At 63.6% G+C, this 17,603-nt stretch carries 14 protein-coding genes and 1 other RNA gene; 4 read left to right on the top strand and 11 right to left on the bottom strand.

Annotation, left to right across the window (positions count from 1 at the left end):
• Positions 1-66 precede the first annotated feature (66 nt).
• From ACP7EY_RS12005 to gyrA, 9 genes are all read right to left on the bottom strand, one after another.
• On the bottom strand, positions 67-372 hold the full coding sequence (locus ACP7EY_RS12005; protein ID WP_072787195.1) for an integration host factor subunit beta: 306 nt from the start codon (positions 370-372) through the stop codon (positions 67-69).
• 17 nt (positions 373-389) lie between these two features.
• The gene (rpsA, locus tag ACP7EY_RS12010; protein WP_426193758.1) at positions 390-2,102 is read right to left on the bottom strand and encodes a 30S ribosomal protein S1; all 1,713 of its coding nucleotides are present in this window, start codon (positions 2,100-2,102) and stop codon (positions 390-392) included.
• A 235-nt stretch (positions 2,103-2,337) separates the two neighbouring features.
• Positions 2,338-3,009, bottom strand: a complete 672-nt coding sequence (gene cmk, locus ACP7EY_RS12015) for a (d)CMP kinase (RefSeq protein WP_426193760.1) — start codon at positions 3,007-3,009, stop codon at positions 2,338-2,340.
• A 57-nt stretch (positions 3,010-3,066) separates the two neighbouring features.
• Positions 3,067-4,398 (bottom strand): 3-phosphoshikimate 1-carboxyvinyltransferase, encoded by a 1,332-nt coding sequence (gene aroA, locus ACP7EY_RS12020; protein WP_426193762.1) that lies wholly within the window; start codon positions 4,396-4,398, stop codon positions 3,067-3,069.
• Positions 4,399-4,414: 16 nt separating this feature from the next.
• On the bottom strand, positions 4,415-5,314 hold the full coding sequence (locus tag ACP7EY_RS12025) for a prephenate dehydrogenase (RefSeq protein ID WP_426193764.1): 900 nt from the start codon (positions 5,312-5,314) through the stop codon (positions 4,415-4,417).
• Complete coding sequence (gene hisC, locus ACP7EY_RS12030) at positions 5,314-6,432, bottom strand: histidinol-phosphate transaminase (RefSeq protein WP_426193766.1); 1,119 nt, start codon at positions 6,430-6,432, stop codon at positions 5,314-5,316. Before hisC ends, ACP7EY_RS12025 begins: the two co-directional genes overlap by 1 nt.
• Before the next feature lie 19 nt (positions 6,433-6,451).
• Complete coding sequence (pheA, locus tag ACP7EY_RS12035) at positions 6,452-7,522, bottom strand: prephenate dehydratase (RefSeq protein WP_426193768.1); 1,071 nt, start codon at positions 7,520-7,522, stop codon at positions 6,452-6,454.
• Between the two features lie 68 nt (positions 7,523-7,590).
• Positions 7,591-8,679 (bottom strand): 3-phosphoserine/phosphohydroxythreonine transaminase, encoded by a 1,089-nt coding sequence (gene serC, locus ACP7EY_RS12040; RefSeq protein WP_426193770.1) that lies wholly within the window; start codon positions 8,677-8,679, stop codon positions 7,591-7,593.
• 90 nt (positions 8,680-8,769) lie between these two features.
• Positions 8,770-11,490, bottom strand: a complete 2,721-nt coding sequence (gene gyrA / locus ACP7EY_RS12045; protein ID WP_426193771.1) for a DNA gyrase subunit A — start codon at positions 11,488-11,490, stop codon at positions 8,770-8,772.
• Between the two features lie 403 nt (positions 11,491-11,893).
• Here gyrA and ompA point away from each other — a divergent pair, with 403 nt between their 5' ends.
• The 3 genes from ompA to ACP7EY_RS12060 all read left to right on the top strand — a co-directional run bounded on the left by ompA (position 11,894) and on the right by ACP7EY_RS12060 (position 14,212).
• The gene (gene ompA / locus ACP7EY_RS12050; protein ID WP_426193772.1) at positions 11,894-12,613 is read left to right on the top strand and encodes an outer membrane protein OmpA; all 720 of its coding nucleotides are present in this window, start codon (positions 11,894-11,896) and stop codon (positions 12,611-12,613) included.
• A 173-nt stretch (positions 12,614-12,786) separates the two neighbouring features.
• A complete protein-coding gene (ubiG, locus tag ACP7EY_RS12055; protein ID WP_426193774.1) occupies positions 12,787-13,488 on the top strand; it encodes a bifunctional 2-polyprenyl-6-hydroxyphenol methylase/3-demethylubiquinol 3-O-methyltransferase UbiG in 702 nt (233 codons plus the stop codon).
• A gap of 16 nt (positions 13,489-13,504) precedes the next feature.
• Positions 13,505-14,212, top strand: a complete 708-nt coding sequence (locus ACP7EY_RS12060; protein WP_426193776.1) for an HAD family hydrolase — start codon at positions 13,505-13,507, stop codon at positions 14,210-14,212.
• Between the two features lie 440 nt (positions 14,213-14,652).
• On the opposite strand, the gene ACP7EY_RS12065 is transcribed toward ACP7EY_RS12060, so the two are convergent.
• Positions 14,653-15,411, bottom strand: coding sequence for a lipid-binding SYLF domain-containing protein (locus ACP7EY_RS12065; protein WP_426193778.1), 759 nt, complete (start codon positions 15,409-15,411; stop codon positions 14,653-14,655).
• A gap of 67 nt (positions 15,412-15,478) precedes the next feature.
• Complete coding sequence (locus ACP7EY_RS12070) at positions 15,479-16,519, bottom strand: zinc-dependent alcohol dehydrogenase family protein (RefSeq protein ID WP_426193780.1); 1,041 nt, start codon at positions 16,517-16,519, stop codon at positions 15,479-15,481.
• A 271-nt stretch (positions 16,520-16,790) separates the two neighbouring features.
• Here ACP7EY_RS12070 and ssrA point away from each other — a divergent pair.
• Positions 16,791-17,151, top strand: a transfer-messenger RNA (tmRNA) gene (gene ssrA / locus ACP7EY_RS12075).
• The last annotated feature ends 452 nt before the right edge of the window (positions 17,152-17,603 follow it).

A 17,603-nucleotide genomic window follows, 5' to 3' on the forward strand; every position in this document is an offset into this window, starting at 1 on the left:
CCAGCGAAAAAACGGCGAAAAAAAACGGCGTCCGGGACGCCGTTTTTCTGCGGTACTGGCAGAAGACTAATCTTCGATGATCGGCTGCCCGACCATCGCATCGACACGCTCGCGCAACTGCTTGCCGGGCTTGAAGTGGGGCACCCGTTTTTCCGGGACCATCACCTTGTCGCCCGACTTCGGATTGCGGCCGATGCGGGGTGGGCGGCTGTTCAGGGCAAAACTGCCGAAACCGCGGATCTCGATGCGCTGACCGGTGGACAGTGCATTGGTCATCGCATCGAGAATGGTTTTGACAGCGTACTCCGCATCTTTCGCCACCAGCTGAGAGTAACGCTCAGCGAGGCGGTTGATCAACTCGGACTTCGTCATCTGAAGCGTTCCGACTATTAGTTCTTGTTATCGAACTTGGCCTTCAACAGTGCGCCCAGGCTGGTGGTGCCCGAAGCTGCATTGTTGTCGGAGGTTGCTGCAATTTTCTGCATCGCTTCCTGGGTATCGACATTGTCTTTCGCTTTGATCGACAGCTGGATGCTGCGCGCTTTGCGATCGATGTTGATGACCAGTGCTTCGACCGAATCGCCCACTTTGAGGTGGGTGCCGGCGTCTTCCACGCGGTCACGCGAGATTTCGGAAGCGCGCAGGTAGCCTTCGACTTCTTCGGACAGGCCGATGACAGCGCCTTTAGGCTCAACCGACTTGACGGTACCGGTGACGAGCGAACCTTTGTCGTTCATGGCGGCGAAGTTGTTGAACGGGTCACCTTCGAGCTGCTTGACGCCCAGCGAAACGCGTTCGCGCTCAACGTCGATGGCCAGCACGATGGCTTCGAGTTCGTCACCTTTTTTGAAGCGACGGACAGCTTCTTCGCCCGTTTCGGTCCACGACAGGTCGGACAGGTGCACCAGACCGTCGATGTTGCCAGCCAGGCCGATGAACACGCCGAAGTCGGTGATCGACTTGATGGCGCCGCGGACTTTGTCACCCTTCTTGTGGGTCACGCCGAAGTCATCCCATGGATTTGCTTTGCACTGTTTCATGCCCAGCGAAATACGGCGACGCTCTTCATCGATTTCCAGGACCATCACTTCAACTTCATCGCCCAGCTGGACGACTTTGTTAGGAGCGACGTTCTTGTTGGTCCAGTCCATTTCCGACACGTGGACCAGGCCTTCGATGCCCTGCTCGACTTCGACGAATGCGCCGTAGTCGGTGAGGTTCGTGACTTTACCGAACAGGCGGGTGCCTTGTGGGTAACGACGGGACAGACCGGTCCAGGGATCGTCGCCCAGCTGCTTGACACCCAGCGAGACGCGGTTCTTTTCTTGATCGTATTTCAGGACCTTGGCAGTGATTTCCTGGCCAACCGTCAGCACTTCCGACGGGTGACGCACGCGGCGCCATGCCAGGTCGGTGATGTGCAACAGACCATCGATGCCGCCCAGATCGACGAAAGCGCCATAGTCGGTGATGTTCTTGACGATACCGGTAACGACGGTGCCTTCTTTGAGCGTTTCCATCAGTTTCTGACGCTCTTCGCCCATCGATGCTTCGATGACGGCGCGACGCGACAGCACGACGTTGTTACGCTTACGATCGAGCTTGATGACCTTGAATTCCAGGGTCTTGCCTTCGAACGGGGTGGTGTCCTTGACAGGACGGGTGTCGACCAGCGAGCCGGGCAGGAACGCGCGGATGCCGTTGGTCAGAACGGTCAGGCCGCCCTTGACTTTGCCATTGACGGTACCGACGACGATCTCGCCCGATTCCATGGCTTTTTCCAGAGCCAGCCACGACGCCAGGCGTTTTGCCTTGTCGCGCGACAGGATGGTGTCGCCGAAGCCGTTTTCCAGCGATTCAATCGCTACGGAAACGAAATCGCCGACTTGAACTTCCAGTTCGCCCTGGTCGTTCTTGAATTCTTCGATGGGAATAAAAGCTTCGGACTTGAGGCCGGCGTTGACGATCACGAAATTGTGGTCGAGGCGCACGACTTCAGCGGAAATAACTTCGCCGGAGCGCATATCTTGCTTCGACAACGATTCCTCGAAGAGCGCTGCAAAACTTTCCATACCAGTTGCTTCAGTTGTTGCTGTTGACATAGTTTGTACACGAGTTAGCCAGCAGAGTTCGCAGGAGGCGACTTAAACTGGGTTGAGGTTGAACCACGCCTGCCGTCGACACCATTGCCGCGGCGGGCACCACGATATTGCATTTTTACAACTTTACTGCCAGGACTTTCACCTGCTCGCTGCGCCGCGATCCTCACTACCTCAAGGGCCGGCTTCGGCCGTCATATTGATAGCATCAGCCTGGGGCGCCGCAGTTAGCGCGCGCTTACTTCGCGTTGCGCTGTGCCCACCAGTCGAGTACTTCCTCAATGGCCTGATCGGCCGTCATATTGGAAGTGTCGAGCAGGTGGGCGCCTTCCGCAGGGACCAAAGGGGCGACGGCGCGATGCATATCGCGATCGTCGCGCGCTTTCAGATCTGACAGGAGGTCTTTCATACTAGCAGAAATTCCCTTGTCAATCAATTGCTTATATCTGCGTTGCGCGCGTGCCTCAGTGCTTGCGGTGAGGAAAATCTTCAGGGGCGCATGGGGGAAAATCACCGTGCCCATGTCGCGCCCGTCCGCCACCAGGCCGGGCGCCTTGCGAAAACCCAGTTGCAGGGCAAACAGGGCCTGGCGCACCGCCGGCAGGGCGGCGATCTTCGAGGCCAGGTTGCCCACCTGTTCGGCGCGGATGGCGGCGCTGACGTCTTCGTTGGCCAGCAGGATCGCCGGGCCGGCGAAGTGCACCGGCAGGTGTTCGGCCAGCTTGGCCAGCGCGTGTTCGTCGGCCAGGTCGGTGCCGCGGCGGATCGCCGACAGCGCCGTCAGGCGGTACAGCGCGCCCGAGTCGAGGTAGTGGAAGCCGAGGCGGTCGGCCACCTTGTGGGCGACGGTGCCCTTGCCGGAGGCGGTGGGGCCGTCGATGGCGATAACGGGGATGGTGGAATGGGACATTTTTCTTCTTTATGGGAGGAGGCAGGCGCTGCCATGCTGGTGGGTCAGGCCGCGCGCCTAAAACAACTCGTTCTTCGCGATCGAGGCGAAGGTCTCGAAGTAATCGGGGAAGGTCTTGGCGACGCACTTCGGGTCGTTGATGCGCATCACGTTACCGCGCCGGATTTTGCCGTCGAGCGAGGCGAGCGAAAAACACATCGCCATCCGGTGGTCGTCGTAGGTGTCGATGGTGGCGGCGGCGATCTGCGCCGGCGGCGTCACCCGCAGGTAGTCGGCGCCCTCCTCCACCGTCGCGCCCAGCTTGCGCAGCTCGGTGGCCATGGCGCTGAGGCGGTCGGTCTCTTTCACGCGCCAGCTGCCGATATTGCGCAAGGTCGAGGTGCCCTCGGCGTACAGCGCGGCCACCGCGATCGTCATGGCGGCGTCCGGAATATGGTTGAAATCCATGTCGATCGCGTGCAGGGGGCCGTCGGCGGACGCCTCGATCCAGGTGTCGCCGCGGGTGATGGTGGCGCCCATCGCCGCCAGCGCGTCGGCAAAGCGCACATCGCCCTGGATGCTGGCCGCGCCCACGCCGTTGACCCGCACCGGCCCGCCGCCGATCGCGCCGGCGGCCAGGAAGTAGGACGCCGACGAGGCGTCGCCTTCGACGTGGATGGTGCCGGGGCTGGTGTAGTGCTGGCCCGGCTGCACCGTGAACGACTGCCAGCCGTCCTGCTCGACCGTCACGCCGAAGCGGCGCATCAGGTTGAGGGTGATTTCGATGTAGGGCTTGGAAATGAGCTCGCCCTCGACGGCGATGGTGACGGCGTGCTCGCGCGCCATCAGGGGCGCCGCCATCAGCAGCGCCGTCAGGAACTGGCTCGACACATTGCCCCGCACCGACATGGTCGCGGCGTGGATGTGGCCGCGGCGGATGCGCAGGGGCGGAAAGCCCGCTTCGCCCGTGTACTCGATCTGGGCGCCGACGGCGTTCAAGGCGTCGACCAGGTCGCCGATGGGCCGCTCGTGCATGCGCGAGACGCCGTGCAGGGTGTAGTCGCCGCCGATCACGGCCAGGGCCGCGGTCAGGGGACGGATGGCGGTGCCGGCGTTGCCCATGAACAGATCGGCCTGGTGCACGGGCAGCACGCCGTTGGCGCCATGGACCAGGTGGGTGCGCGCGTCGATCTGCTCCCACTTGATGCCCAGCGAATGGAGCGCGCCCAGCATCACCATGGTGTCGTCGGAGGCGAGCAGGTCGATGATGGTGGTGCTGCCGCCGGCCAGGGCGGCCAGCAGCAAGGTGCGATTCGAAATCGATTTCGAACCCGGCAGCGTGACCGTGCCGGCGGCGTGGATAGCCGCCGGCAGGTCGATGTGGGCGGGATAGTGTTTGACTTGGCTCATGCGGAAAATCCTTGAATTATTCGGCGCTGCGGGGGGCGGCGGGTTCACCCGCTTCGATTTCGCCCGTCCAGGCGCGGCGCGCGCGGCGGGCGTTGGCGTAGACGGCCTCGATGGCGGCGCCGTCGTGCCCGGCCAGGTGGCCCCGCAGCGTCGTCAATTGTGCCAGATAGGCGTCCAATTCGCCCAGCAGCGCGTCGCGGTTGGCCAGCGAGATGTCGCGCCACATTTCGGCCGAGGAGCCGGCGATGCGGGTAAAGTCGCGAAAGCCGCTGGCGGCGTATTGGAACAGCAGGTCGGCATGCGGCTTGCGCGCGATGTCGTCGACCAGCGCGAAGGCCAGCAGGTGCGGCAGGTGGCTGACGGCGGCGAACACCTGGTCGTGCTGCTGCGGGCTCAGTTGGTGGATCGCGGCGCCACAGGCGCGCCAGGCGTCGGCCACCCGCTCGATGTCGCCGTGGCGGTTCTCGGGCAGCGGCGTGAGCACGGTTTTCTTGCCTGCATACAGGTCGGCGATGGCGGCATCGGGACCGTTCGACTCGCGCCCGGCAATCGGGTGGCCCGGCACGAACTGGTGCAGCTTGTCGCCCAGCGCGGCGCGCGCGGCCAGCACCACGTCGCTCTTGGTGCTGCCGGCGTCGGTGACGATGGTGCCCGCTTCCAGGAACGGCGCCAGCGCCGCCAGGATCGCCCCCGTCTGCGCCACCGGCGTGGCGATCAGCACCAGCGATGCCCCGCGCAGGGCCTCCTCGGGCGAGCTGGTGATGGCATCGACGATGCCCAGTGCGAGGGCGCGCTCGAGCGCCTGCCGCGAGCGGCCCATGCCCACCACCTCGCGCACCGCGCCGGCCTGTTTCAGGGCCAGCGCGAACGAGCCGCCGATCAGGCCGACCCCGATGACGACGACTTTATCGAGCATCAGCCCAGCACTTTCTTGAGGGCGCCGATGAACACGGCATTTTCCGCCGGCAGGCCGATCGACACGCGCAGCCAGTTCGGCAAACCGTAGTTGCCGACCGGGCGCACGATCACGCCCAGCTTGAGCAAGGCCAGGTTCACGCGCGCACCCGCGTCAGGCTCGGCGCCCACCCGCACCAGCACGAAATTGCCGAACGACGGCACGTATTCGAGCCCCAGTTCGTCGAACGCTTCGACGAACTGGCGATAGCCGGCGCGGTTGTTGGCGGCGCCCCGGGCCAGAAACGCCTTGTCGTTGAGCGCGGCAATGGCTGCCGCCTGGGCCAGCGAATTGACATTGAAAGGCTGGCGGATGCGGTTCATCAGGTCGGTCAGCGCCGGCTGGGCAATGGCAAAACCCACCCGCAGGCCGGCCAGGCCGTAGGCTTTCGAGAAGGTGCGCGAGACCATCAGGTTGGGGTAGTTGCGCACCCAGTCGGCCGACTCGAACTGGTGTTCGGCGTCGAGGTATTCGTTGTAGGCCTCGTCGAGCACGACGACGACATGGCGCGGCACCTGGTCGAGGAAGGCCTGGATGCGCGCGGCGGGGATGAAGGTGCCGGTGGGGTTGTTCGGGTTGGCGATGAAAATCAGGCGGGTATCGTCGGCGATGGCGGCCAGCATGGCGTCGAGGTCGTGGCCGTAGTCACTGGCGGGCACGACGATGGCGCGCGCGCCCACGCCCTGGGTGGCCAGCGCGTAGACGGCGAACGAGTACTGCGAATACAGCACCGACTGGCCGGCGGCGACAAAGGCGTGCGCGGCGATTTCAAGGATGTCGTTGCTGCCGTTGCCAAGGGTAATCCAGTCGGCCGGCACCTGGTAGCGCTCGGCCAGCGCCGCTTTCAGGGCGAAGCCGTTGGCGTCCGGATAGCGCCCCAGTTCGGCGGCCGCGGCGGCCATCGCCGCGCGGCTCGAGTCGGGCACGCCGAACGGGTTTTCGTTCGATGCCAGCTTGACGATGGCCGCTTCATCCAGGCCGAACTCGCGCGCCACTTCGGCGATCGGCTTGCCGGCCTGGTAGGGGGCGATGGCGCGCACGTAGTCGGGGCCAAAGGAGGAAAGGTCGGGCTTGTTCATAAAATCTCTTTTCTTGAAATTACAGGCTGACGGGGTAGGAGCCGAGCACCTTGAAAAAGGCGGCGCGGTCTTTCAGTTCGACCAGCGCCTTGGCGACGGCGGGATCGAAACCGTGGCCCTCGATGTCCACATAAAAATAGTAGTCCCAGGTGCCGATGCGCGCCGGGCGCGATTCGAAGCGGGTCATCGACACGCCGTTGGTGGCCAGCGGCGCCAGCATTTCGTAGACGGCGCCGGCCTTGTTCGGCACCGCCATCACGATCGAGGTCTTGTCCAGGCCCGACGGGTTCGTTTGCAGGTGGCCGATGATGGCAAAGCGGGTGCGGTTGTGCGGGTCGTCCTGGATGTGCGCCTGCACCACGCCGAGCTTGTACTGCTCGCCCGCCATCTCGCTGGCGATGGCGGCAATGGTGGCGTCGTTGGCGGCCATCAGCGCCGCTTCGGCGTTCGAAGCGACGGCGCGCCGTTCGAGTTGCGGGTAGTGCTGATTGAGCCAGCCCTGGCACTGCGCCAGCGCCTGCGAGTGGGCGCACACCACGGTGACGCCGTCCATCGAGCCCGTCTTGCTCATCAGGCTGTGATGGACGGGAATCGCCACTTCGCCGCTGATCAGGGCGGTGGTGGCGAGCATCAGGTCGAGCGTGCGGTTGATCGCCCCTTCCGAGGAATTTTCAACCGGCACCACGCCGAAGTCGGCGGTGCCGGCCTCGGTGGCACGGAACACTTCGTCGATCGACACGCAGGGCAGGCCGTCGACGGCGCCGCCGAACTGCTGGTAGACGGCCTGCTCGGAAAACGTGCCGGCCGGGCCCAGGTAGGCCACCACCACGCGCTTTTCCAGCGAGCGGCAGGCCGACATGATTTCGCGGTAAATCGTTTGCAGGTCGGCGCTCTTGAGGGGGCCGGGATTGCGCTCGGCCACCCCGCGCAGGATTTGCGCTTCGCGCTCGGGGCGAAACACGGGGGCGCGCGTCTCGGCCTTGACGTGGCCTACTTGCTGGGCCAGGCGGGCGCGCTGGTTCAACAGGTCCAGCAGTTGCGCGTCGATCGCATCGATCTGCACGCGCAAGGGAGTCAGTTTGTCTGTCATGATTCGCTTACATTGGTTCGAAGGGAGCGCCCCGGCCAGGCGGCCGGGGCGCGGCCGGCCGCATCGTTTCAGCGGCCGGCGAATTCGTTCAAATAATCGACCAGGGCTTGCACGCCCTCGATCGGCATCGCGTTGTAGATCGATGCGCGCATACCGCCGACGGACTTGTGGCCCTTCAGTTGCAGCAGGCCGCGCGCGGTGGCGCCGGCCAGGAATTCGGTGTTTTTCGTCTCGTCGCGCAGGTAAAACGGCACGTTCATGCGCGAGCGGTTGGCCGGCGCCACCCGGTTGCTGTAAAAATCGTCGGCGTCGAGCGCGGCGTACAGCAGGCGCGCTTTTTCGATGTTGATCGCTTCGATGGCCGCCACCCCGCCCTGCTGCTTCAGGTGCGCGAACACCAGGCCGGCAATATAGATGGCGTAGGTGGGCGGCGTGTTGTACATCGAGTCGTTGTCGGCCACCGTCTTCCAGTCGAAGGCGGACGGGCAGATCGACAGCGCATGGCCGAGCAGGTCCTCGCGCACGATCACCAGGGTCAGGCCGGCCGGGCCGATGTTCTTTTGCGCGCCGCCGAAGATGACGCCGTATTGCGACACGTCGATCACGCGCGAGAGGATGTGCGAGGACATGTCGGCCACCAGCGGCACCGCGCCCTGCACGGTGGGCACGAAGTCGAACTCGACGCCGTCGATGGTCTCGTTGGTGCACAGGTGCAGGTAGGCGGCGCCGGGGGTGAGGCGCCACGACGCTTGCGGCGGCACGCTGGTAAATTGTTCGCCCTCGCCGCTGGCGGCGACGTTGACGCGGGCGTAGCGGGCCGCTTCCTTGATCGATTTGCCGGACCAGGATCCGGTGTGGACGAAATCGATGGTGGGCGACCCGGCGCAGCGCCCCACTAAATTCATCGGCACGATGGCGTTCTCGGCCAGTCCGCCGCCCTGCAGGAACAGGATACGGTAATTGTCCGGCACCGCCAGCAGTTCGCGCAGATCCGCTTCGGCCTGCCGGTAGATCGAGATGAATTCGGGTCCCCGATGGCTCATCTCCATCACGGACATGCCGCTGCCGTGCCAGTCGAGCATCTCGCTGGCGGCCTGTTGGAGCACCGTTTTCGGCAAGACGGCGGGGCCGGCGGAAAAATTGTAAATGTGGGTCAAAGCGATTCCTGCACGGTTACCAGGGTACTGAATGCACCCAGTATAAAGAAAAAAAGGGAGAGCCGCGGCTCCCCCTTCAGTTGCTGCTGTTTAGCTGCCCGCGTCGCCCTCGGGCGGCAGGTCGCTGTCGCTCGACGCTTCCGGCGGCAAGGGATTGCCCACCGTCGGCGCCCGCGACTCCGGTTCCTCCGCCTGCAAGGCGCCCGGCAAGGTCACCACGTCTTCCAGGTCGGTCTCGACGATGCGCTGCAGGCCCGACAGCTTGGTGCCGTCTTCCACCGCGATCAGGGTCACGCCCTGGGTGGCGCGGCCCATTTCGCGGATCTCGGAAACGCGCGTGCGAATGAGCACGCCGCCGGTGGTGATGAGCATGATCTCGTCCTTCGGCTCGACCAGGGTGGCGGCCACCACGCGGCCATTGCGCTCGCTGGTCTGGATGGCGATCATGCCCTTGGTGCCGCGGCCGTGGCGCGTGTACTCGGTGATCGGGGTACGCTTGCCGTAGCCGTTTTCGGTGGCCGTGAGCACCGACTGCTGCTCATTTTCCGCCACCAGCAGGGCGATGACGTTCTGTCCCTCTTCCAGGTTCATGCCGCGCACGCCGCGCGCCGTGCGGCCCATCGGACGCACATCGGATTCCTCGAAGCGCACTGCCTTGCCGGAGTCGGAGAACAGCATGACGTCGTGCTCGCCGTCGGTGAGGGCGGCGCCAATCAGGAAGTCGCCGTCATCGAGGTCGACCGCGATGATGCCGGCCTTGCGGGGATTCGAGAAATCGCGCAACGGCGTCTTCTTGACGGTGCCGAGCGAGGTCGCCATGAACACGTAATGGTCTTCCGGGAAGGTGCGGTTCTCGCCCGACAACGGCAGGATCACGGTGATCTTCTCGTTGTCCTGCAGGGGGAACATATTGACGATCGGTTTGCCGCGCGAATTGCGCGAACCCTGCGGCACTTCCCATACCTTCAGCCAGTACATGCGGCCGCGGTCGGAGAAGCACAGGATGTAATCGTGCGTGTTGGCGATGAACAGCTGGTCGATCCAGTCTTCTTCCTTGGTCGCCATGGCCTGCTTGCCGCGGCCGCCACGCTTTTGCGCGCGGTACTCGGAAATCGGCTGCGACTTCATGTAGCCCGTGTGCGACAGGGTCACCACCATGTCTTGCGGGGTGATCAGGTCTTCCGTTTCCAGGTCGGTGGCGTTCATCTCGATGGCCGAGCGGCGCACGTCCTTGTTGCCGGTGCCGTATTCGTTGACGATGACGGTCAGTTCGTCGGTGATGATGGTGGTCACGCGCGATGGCTTCGACAGGATGTCGAGCAGATCGGCGATGTGCTCCATGATTTCCTTGTACTCGGCGACGATCTTGTCCTGCTCGAGACCGGTCAGGCGTTGCAGGCGCATCTGCAGGATTTCCTGGGCCTGCTCGTCCGACAGGCGGTACATGCCATCGGCCTGGATGCCGTAATGCTTGGGCAAATGCTCGGGACGGAAGGCTTCGATGCCGCCGATGGTGCCGCCGGCGGCGGTGCGGGTGAGCATCTCGCGCACCAGCGAGGAATCCCACGAGCGGGCCATCAGTTCGGTCTTGGCCACCGGCGGCGTCGGTGCGGCGCGGATGATGGCGATGAAGTCTTCGATGTTGGCCAGCGCGACGGCCAGGCCTTCGAGCATGTGACCCCGTTCGCGCGCCTTGCGCAGTTCGAACACGGTGCGGCGCGTGACCACTTCGCGGCGGTGCGCCAGGAAGCACTCGAGCATCTGCTTGAGGTTGAGCAGCTTCGGCTGGCCATTGACCAGCGCCACCATGTTCATGCCGAAGGTGTCTTGCAACTGGGTCTGCTTGTACAGATTGTTGAGCACCACTTCCGGCACTTCACCGCGCTTGAGCTCGATGACCACGCGCATGCCCGACTTGTCGGACTCGTCGCGGATATCGCTGATGCCTTCGAGTTTCTTGTCGCGCACGTTCTCGGCGATACGCTCGAGCAGCGATTTCTTGTTGACCTGGTAGGGCAGCTCATCGACGATGATGGCGATGCGCCCGCCGTCCTTGCCGTATTCCTCGAAGTGGGTCTTGGCGCGCATCACCACGCGGCCACGGCCGGTGCGATAACCGTCGCGCACGCCCGAGACGCCATAGATAATGCCGGCGGTGGGGAAGTCCGGCGCCGGGATGATCTCGATCAGTTCATCAATCGAGCAATCGGGATTGCGCAGCACGTGCAGCGCGCCGTTGATGGTCTCGGTGATGTTGTGCGGCGGAATATTGGTCGCCATGCCCACGGCGATCCCCGAGGAACCGTTGATCAGCAGGTTCGGGATGCGGGTGGGCAGGACGGTCGGCTCTTTTTCCTTGCCGTCGTAGTTGGGCTGGAAGTCGACCGTGTCCTTGTCGATGTCGGCCAGCACTTCGCTGGCGATCTTGTCGAGGCGGCACTCGGTGTAACGCATCGCCGCGGCGGAGTCGCCGTCGATGGAGCCGAAGTTGCCCTGGCCGTCTACGAGCGTGTAGCGCAGCGAGAAATCCTGGGCCATCCGCACCAGCGTGTCGTAGATCGAGGCGTCGCCGTGGGGGTGGTACTTACCCATGGTTTCACCGACCACGCGGGCGCACTTGACGTAGGGCCGGGTGTGGATGTTGTTCATCTCGTGCATGGCGAAGAGCACGCGGCGGTGCACCGGCTTGAGGCCATCGCGCACATCCGGCAAGGCGCGGCCGACGATCACACTCATGGCGTAATCGAGATAGCTCTTGCGCATCTCTTCTTCGAGGGAAATCGGAATTGTTTCTTTTGCGAATTGATCCATTGCGGGGGGCTGGTCTCAGGCTATATATGGTTATGCTTCAAGCGGCGCAGGCGGCCGTACAGGCGCTGCAAGCGAAGGATTTTACCATGTCACGAATAGCTATAGAACAATTCCGTACCTGGGCAATGTAGCCAAAACCGCACCAAGCGCGCGCTTGTCAAGCACCTTCACGGTGCATGGTGCATATGTTGCAAGGAAACAACGTGCACTGAAAAAGGGCTAGGGAAAGGTTCATGGCAGCGTCGTACTGCTTCGCCGGGTGTGGCAAAATGGCCGGGAAATTCAATTGCCTGTTTCGCAAGCAGGTCGCGAACACCGCTTAAGTTGATGTTACTATTCTGTCCATGCACGCCAGTTGCGCAGTGTTTGCTGCGGATATTACCCCCCGAAAGGAAGAAGAAACATGAATAAATTAGCCACCTTCGTTCTCGCCGCATCCGCAGCGATGGCCGGCAGCGCCTACGCCCAGAGCAGCGCGCCGACCGCCCCACCGTATGCCCCCTTGAGCGTCGACATCAAGGCCAACTCCCCTTACAGTGCTTATGTGCAGGATGCGCGCGGCGTGATCGCCCGCAACCCGTTCGGCCTGTGCTGGCGTACTGGCTACTGGACCCCGGCCGATGCCGTTCCAGGTTGCGATCTGCCACTGTGCGTAGCTCCAGAAAAACTGGAAAACGGCAAATGCGTCGCGCCGCCAGCACCCGTGATCGCACCACCACCAGCAGCACCAGCACCGGCACCTGTCGTTGCCGCGCCAGTGGCCGTGTCGGAAAAAGTGAGCTACTCGGCTGACGCCTTCTTCGACTTCGACAAAGCCGTCCTCAAACCAGCCGGCAAAGCCAGCCTGGACGACCTGAGCTCGAAACTGGCAGGCATGAACCTGGAAGTCATCATCGCCGTCGGTCACACCGACTCGGTCGGCACCGATGCGTACAACCAGAAATTGTCGGTACGTCGTGCTGAAGCGGTCAAAGCGTACCTGCAAGACAAAGGTATCGAAGCGAACCGTATCTACACCGAAGGCAAAGGCGAAAAAGCGCCCGTGGCTGACAACAAGACTGCCGAAGGCCGCGCCAAAAACCGTCGCGTCGAAATCGAAGTCGTCGGTACCCGCTCGAAGTAATTCTTGAACAGCGCTACGGCGCTGTGCCAGGCCACCCTGCTACGGCGGGGCGGCCTGGCACGGTGCTGGGACGCTCTTCCATGAACCCCGCCACGGCGGGGTTTTTTTATGGTGACACGCGCAAATTCTCACCCGTTCGCCCAGGCCCGCAAATACCCGCTATGATTCCCCCCATGAATGCAAACGCCGACCCCCACGAAATCCAGAAATTCAGTGACCTTGCCCACCGCTGGTGGGATCCGACGTCCGAATTCCGCCCCCTGCACGACATCAACCCGCTGCGCCTCGAGTGGATCCATGCGCGCGCCCCGTTAAACGGGCGCAAGGTGATCGACATCGGTTGCGGTGGTGGCATCCTGGCCGAATCGATGGCCCGCAAAGGTGCCGACGTGACCGGCATCGACCTGTCCGAGAAAGCCCTCAAAGTGGCCGACCTGCACAGCCTCGAAGCGGGCGTGACGATGCGCTACGAGCTGATCTCCGCCGAGGACATGGCCGCGCGCGAGCCGGGCCAGTTCGATGTCGTGACCTGTCTTGAAATGCTCGAGCACGTGCCCGACCCCGCCTCGATCGTGCGCGCCGCCGCCGCCCTGTGCAAACCGGGGGGCAAGGTGTTTTTCTCGACCCTCAACCGCAATCCGAAAAGTTACCTGTTCGCCGTCATCGGTGCCGAATACGTGCTGCGCCTGCTGCCCAAGGGCACCCACGACTACGCCAAGTTCGTCACGCCGGCCGAACTGTCGCAGTTCGTGCGCCAGGCTGGCCTGCAGCTCGATGGCATCAAGGGCATGACGTACAACCCCTTCACGAAGGTGTATTCGCTCAACGCCGACACCAGCGTCAACTACATGATCGCTTGCTCGAAACCGCTGTAATCCCTCAAGAAACTTCATGACCCGTATTCTTCCGACGTCGGCACCGCGTGCCATCCTGTTCGACCTCGATGGCACGCTGGCCGACACCGCGCCAGACCTGGCCGCCGCCGTCAACTTCCTGCGCACCGAGCGGGGCCTCGAACCGACCCCGTACGCCGTGCTGCGTCCCACCGCATCGGCCGGCGCACGCGGCATGATCGGCGCCGCCTTCGGCTTGCAGCCCGCCGACGAAGGCTTCGAAGAATTGCGCGTGCAATGGTTCGAGCGCTACCAGGGTGCGATGGCGGTCGAGAGCACCTTGTTCGACGGCGTCGTCGAACTGCTCGACGGCATCAGCGCCGCTGGCATGGCATGGGGCGTGGTCACCAACAAGCCGGCGCGCTTTACCGATCCGCTGATGCCGCAGATCGGCCTGGCGCATGCCGGCTGCATCGTCTCGGGCGACACCACCGGTTTTTCCAAGCCCCACCCTGCCCCTTTGATCGAAGGCGCGCGCCGGCTCGACGTCGCCCCCGAGCACTGCTGGTACGTGGGCGACGACCTGCGCGACATCGAAGCGGGCCGCGCCGCCGGCATGGTCACCGTGGCGTGCGCCTGGGGCTACTGCGGCGAACTCGAACCCGTGCACTGGGGCGCCGACTACCTGCTCGATTCGCCACTGGACCTGCTGCACGCCCTGCGTGAACTGACGCCTGCGCAGACGCGCGCCGACACGCCAGCGTAGTGCTGCGGCCGGTGCGGCCATCAAGCGCACGGCCACATACCCGCACTCCCGCGTGGCGGTAGGACTTTCACGCGCCCATCGACACGCCAGCTTAGCCGTACGACTTTCAATAGCTCATTGCCACGCCAGCGTCGTGGTGTGCCTTTGAATCCCCATTACCATGCCAGCGTCGTGGTGCGCCTTTCAATCGCTCATCGCCACGCCAGCGTCGCGGTGTGCCTTTGAATCCCCATTACCATGCCAGCGTCCCGGTGCGCCTTTCAATCCCCTATTCGCACGCCAGCGTCGCGGTGCGACTGGTAGCGTCGCATTGACACGCCAGCGGCGTGGTGCAACTCGATATCTCTCGCCGGCGTAACGACTGCCTGCCGACACGCCAAGGCACGACCTGTCTGCCAGAGCACCCGCTAGTGCGCGGGCACCGGAACGCCACGCCGGCGCTAGGACTTGGCGGCGGCCTTTGCCAGTGTTTGCTTCAAGGGCTCGGACTGGGGATTCGTGTATTTGCCCGCGATCACGTCTTGCGCTGCCACCGTCTGGCGGTAGTAGGCATTATTGGCATTCTGGCTGTAGCGAATACCGTTGATGCCGACGGCCGCCACGTTGCCGAACAGCCCTTCGGTGCCGGTCCAGACGACGACGTCGCCATCGCCTGCCGTCCCCTGCACCATCTTGGCCCAGTTGATGATGGTCAGACCCGCATTCGCATTGAGCGAAAACTCGGTTTTTTGCATGAACTTCGACACCGCCACATCGTTGTTCAGCACCAGCGCCACCGGTCCCCCTTCGGCCCCGGCCTGGGCACCCACGCTGATGCCGCCCAGGTTATAGAAGGCCGGATCGCTCCAGCTGCCATCGGGCCGCTTGACCAGCAAGACCCCGGCGCCGCCGGTCGCCCCCACGCCCAGCGCAGCGCGCACATAGGTCGGGATAATGAACACCCCCTTGGCCGTTTGCAGCAACGGCTTCATGCTTGGCACCGCTTCCATCCGGGCGACCACGGCAACCGCCTCGCTGACGCGCTTGGCAGCGGCAGCTTCCTGGCGGCTGGTGGTGGCGCTGGGCGTGGCAGCGGCGGGCGCGGCCTGCGTTGCCGCGGCGGCAGGGCTGGTCTGGGCCAGGACAGCGCTGCCGGGCAGCGTCAGTGCCGTTACAACAGCCAGAACAGCGGCTAGCAAGGTCGAGTGAATCGTTTTCATGTGGTGAACTCCAGAGTTGTGATGCGATAGAAAAACCAGGCCTTGGCGTTCGCCTGTATGGCCGGTGTTAGTCACTGACTTCGATAACCACCTTGACGGCCCCGCTTTGTGCCGCGGCGCCGAAGGTCTGGTAGGCGTCTTCGATCTGGGACAGCGGAAAGCGGTGCGTGATGAACTGGCTGGCGTCGATTTTCCGCGCGCTGACGGCCCGCATCAGTTGGGGGATGGTGACGGTATCGACCAGGCGCGTGGTGATGCTGATGTTATGCGACCACAGGCGCTCGAGATGCAGATCGACCTTGGTGCCGTGCACGCCGACATTGGCGATCACCCCGCCCGGCGCCACCAGCTCTTCGCACAAGGCGAAGCTTGCTGGCACGCCGACCGCTTCGATGACGGTATCGGCGCCGCGCCCGCCCGTGAGGGCCATCACTTGCGCGGCGCTATCGGCGCCTGGCTTCATGCAATGGGTGGCGCCGAAGCGCTGCGCCAGTTCCAGGCGCTTGCTGTCGGGGTCGATGACGACGAGGACGGCGGGCGTAAAAAACTGTGCCGTCAGCAGTGCCGCCAGCCCGATCGGCCCGGCGCCGACGATGGCCACGCTGCCACCCGGCTGCACCTTTCCGTTGAGCACGCCGCATTCAAACCCCGTCGGCAAAACATCGCTGAGCATAGTCAGTGCCGCTTCGTCGACGCCATCGGCGATGTGGTGCAAGCTGAAATCGGCGTGGGGCACCCGTACGTACTCGGCCTGGGTACCATTGATACGGTTGCCGAGTATCCAGCCCCCATCGAGGCAATGCGAGTACATGGCTCGGCGACAATATTCACAACGGCCACAGGACGTAATGCAGGAAATGAGTACCCGCTCCCCTACCCGAAAGCCACTGACGGACGGCCCTGCCGCATGGACCACGCCGACACCCTCGTGCCCCAGCGTGGTACCGGGCTGACAGCTGGGCACATCGCCCTTGAGGATATGCAGGTCGGTGCCGCAGATGGTGGTACGGGTGAGCCGCACGACGGCATCGCCGGGCGCGGTCAGCGCGGGCATCGGCCGTTCTTCCAGGGCACGTTGCCCGGGTCCGTGAAACACCAAAGCGCGCATGATCGCCTCCGAAGTCATTCACCATGGGTCGAGCATACGACAACGCGCCAGCGTTCCAGCCCCCGTCCGTTTCCCGAACTGGCGCGCAATAACACCCCTTGCGCTCCATCAAACGCGCGCCGCCTCGCCACGGGCAAGGGCGACGTCTGCCAGCGTCAGCGGGGCCGATGGCGGGGTGCTGCGCCCCCTGCATCGGCGCTGCATGACCTGCGCGCGCCATGGGCACAGACATCGCACGCGGCCCCCGTTTGCGCTACAATGAACGTTCTGTGGGGGCGACCTGGTTTCGACGTGGGTTGCAAAGCAGTGCAGGGCATACCGAGGGCGGGCTACCTCGTAAATACAACCTGAAAAAACTTAACTGCAAACGATAACTCGTACGCACTGGCAGCTTAATTGCTGTTAGCTCTAGAACACCTCGTCCCTGGGGTGGGCCGTTAAAAGCTCTAGAGTCATTTACAGGGACTCGTCTGATACTGGGCTACTTAGTATTCGACTAAATAATAGGTAACTCGCTTGTACACAGCGTGCACGTCCGCGTTGTACCGGTTAAATTAAATGGCAGTGCTAAGTATGTAGAACTGTCTGTAGAGTGCTTGCGGACGCGGGTTCGATTCCCGCCGCCTCCACCATAGCATCCAAAAAAACCGTCCAGTGGACGGTTTTTTTTCGTTTGCGCCAACGAGGCGGCGGGAATCGAAGCCGCGGGACGCGGGGCGTAGCAGGGGTTTCGAGCCGCATGCGGCGAGCCTGCGGAGCGACTTGCGCTTGCAAGCGCAAGGCTCTCCGATTCCTCTAACTAGAGGGAAATCGCCAAGCGATTTCTTGCTTTTCGCCTCCACCACGCACCCAAGGCGGCGGGAATCGAAGCCGCGGGACGCTGGGCGTAGCAGGGGTTTCAAGCCGCATGCGGCGAACCTGCGCAGCGACTTGCGCTTGCAAGCGCAAGGCTCTCCGATTCCTCTAACTAGAGGGAAATCGCCAAGCGATTTCTTGCTTTTCGCCTCCACCACGCACCCAAGGCGGCGGGAATCGAAGCCGCGGGACGCTGGGCGTAGCAGGGGTTTCAAGCCGCATGCGGCGA

The sequence above is a fragment of the Massilia sp. DWR3-1-1 genome (assembly GCF_049898325.1).
Lineage (GTDB): Bacteria > Pseudomonadota > Gammaproteobacteria > Burkholderiales > Burkholderiaceae_D > JAFCUW01.

Coding starts and splice junctions, on each gene's coding strand:
- ACP7EY_RS12005 (WP_072787195.1), bottom strand. CDS start 372: ATGACGAAGTCCGAGTTGATCAACCGCCTCGCTGAGCGTTACTCTCAG.
- rpsA (WP_426193758.1), bottom strand. CDS start 2,102: ATGTCAACAGCAACAACTGAAGCAACTGGTATGGAAAGTTTTGCAGCG.
- cmk (WP_426193760.1), bottom strand. CDS start 3,009: ATGTCCCATTCCACCATCCCCGTTATCGCCATCGACGGCCCCACCGCC.
- aroA (WP_426193762.1), bottom strand. CDS start 4,398: ATGAGCCAAGTCAAACACTATCCCGCCCACATCGACCTGCCGGCGGCT.
- ACP7EY_RS12025 (WP_426193764.1), bottom strand. CDS start 5,314: ATGCTCGATAAAGTCGTCGTCATCGGGGTCGGCCTGATCGGCGGCTCG.
- hisC (WP_426193766.1), bottom strand. CDS start 6,432: ATGAACAAGCCCGACCTTTCCTCCTTTGGCCCCGACTACGTGCGCGCC.
- pheA (WP_426193768.1), bottom strand. CDS start 7,522: ATGACAGACAAACTGACTCCCTTGCGCGTGCAGATCGATGCGATCGAC.
- gyrA (WP_426193771.1), bottom strand. CDS start 11,490: ATGGATCAATTCGCAAAAGAAACAATTCCGATTTCCCTCGAAGAAGAG.
- ompA (WP_426193772.1), top strand. CDS start 11,894: ATGAATAAATTAGCCACCTTCGTTCTCGCCGCATCCGCAGCGATGGCC.
- ubiG (WP_426193774.1), top strand. CDS start 12,787: ATGAATGCAAACGCCGACCCCCACGAAATCCAGAAATTCAGTGACCTT.
- ACP7EY_RS12060 (WP_426193776.1), top strand. CDS start 13,505: ATGACCCGTATTCTTCCGACGTCGGCACCGCGTGCCATCCTGTTCGAC.
- ACP7EY_RS12065 (WP_426193778.1), bottom strand. CDS start 15,411: ATGAAAACGATTCACTCGACCTTGCTAGCCGCTGTTCTGGCTGTTGTA.
- ACP7EY_RS12070 (WP_426193780.1), bottom strand. CDS start 16,519: ATGCGCGCTTTGGTGTTTCACGGACCCGGGCAACGTGCCCTGGAAGAA.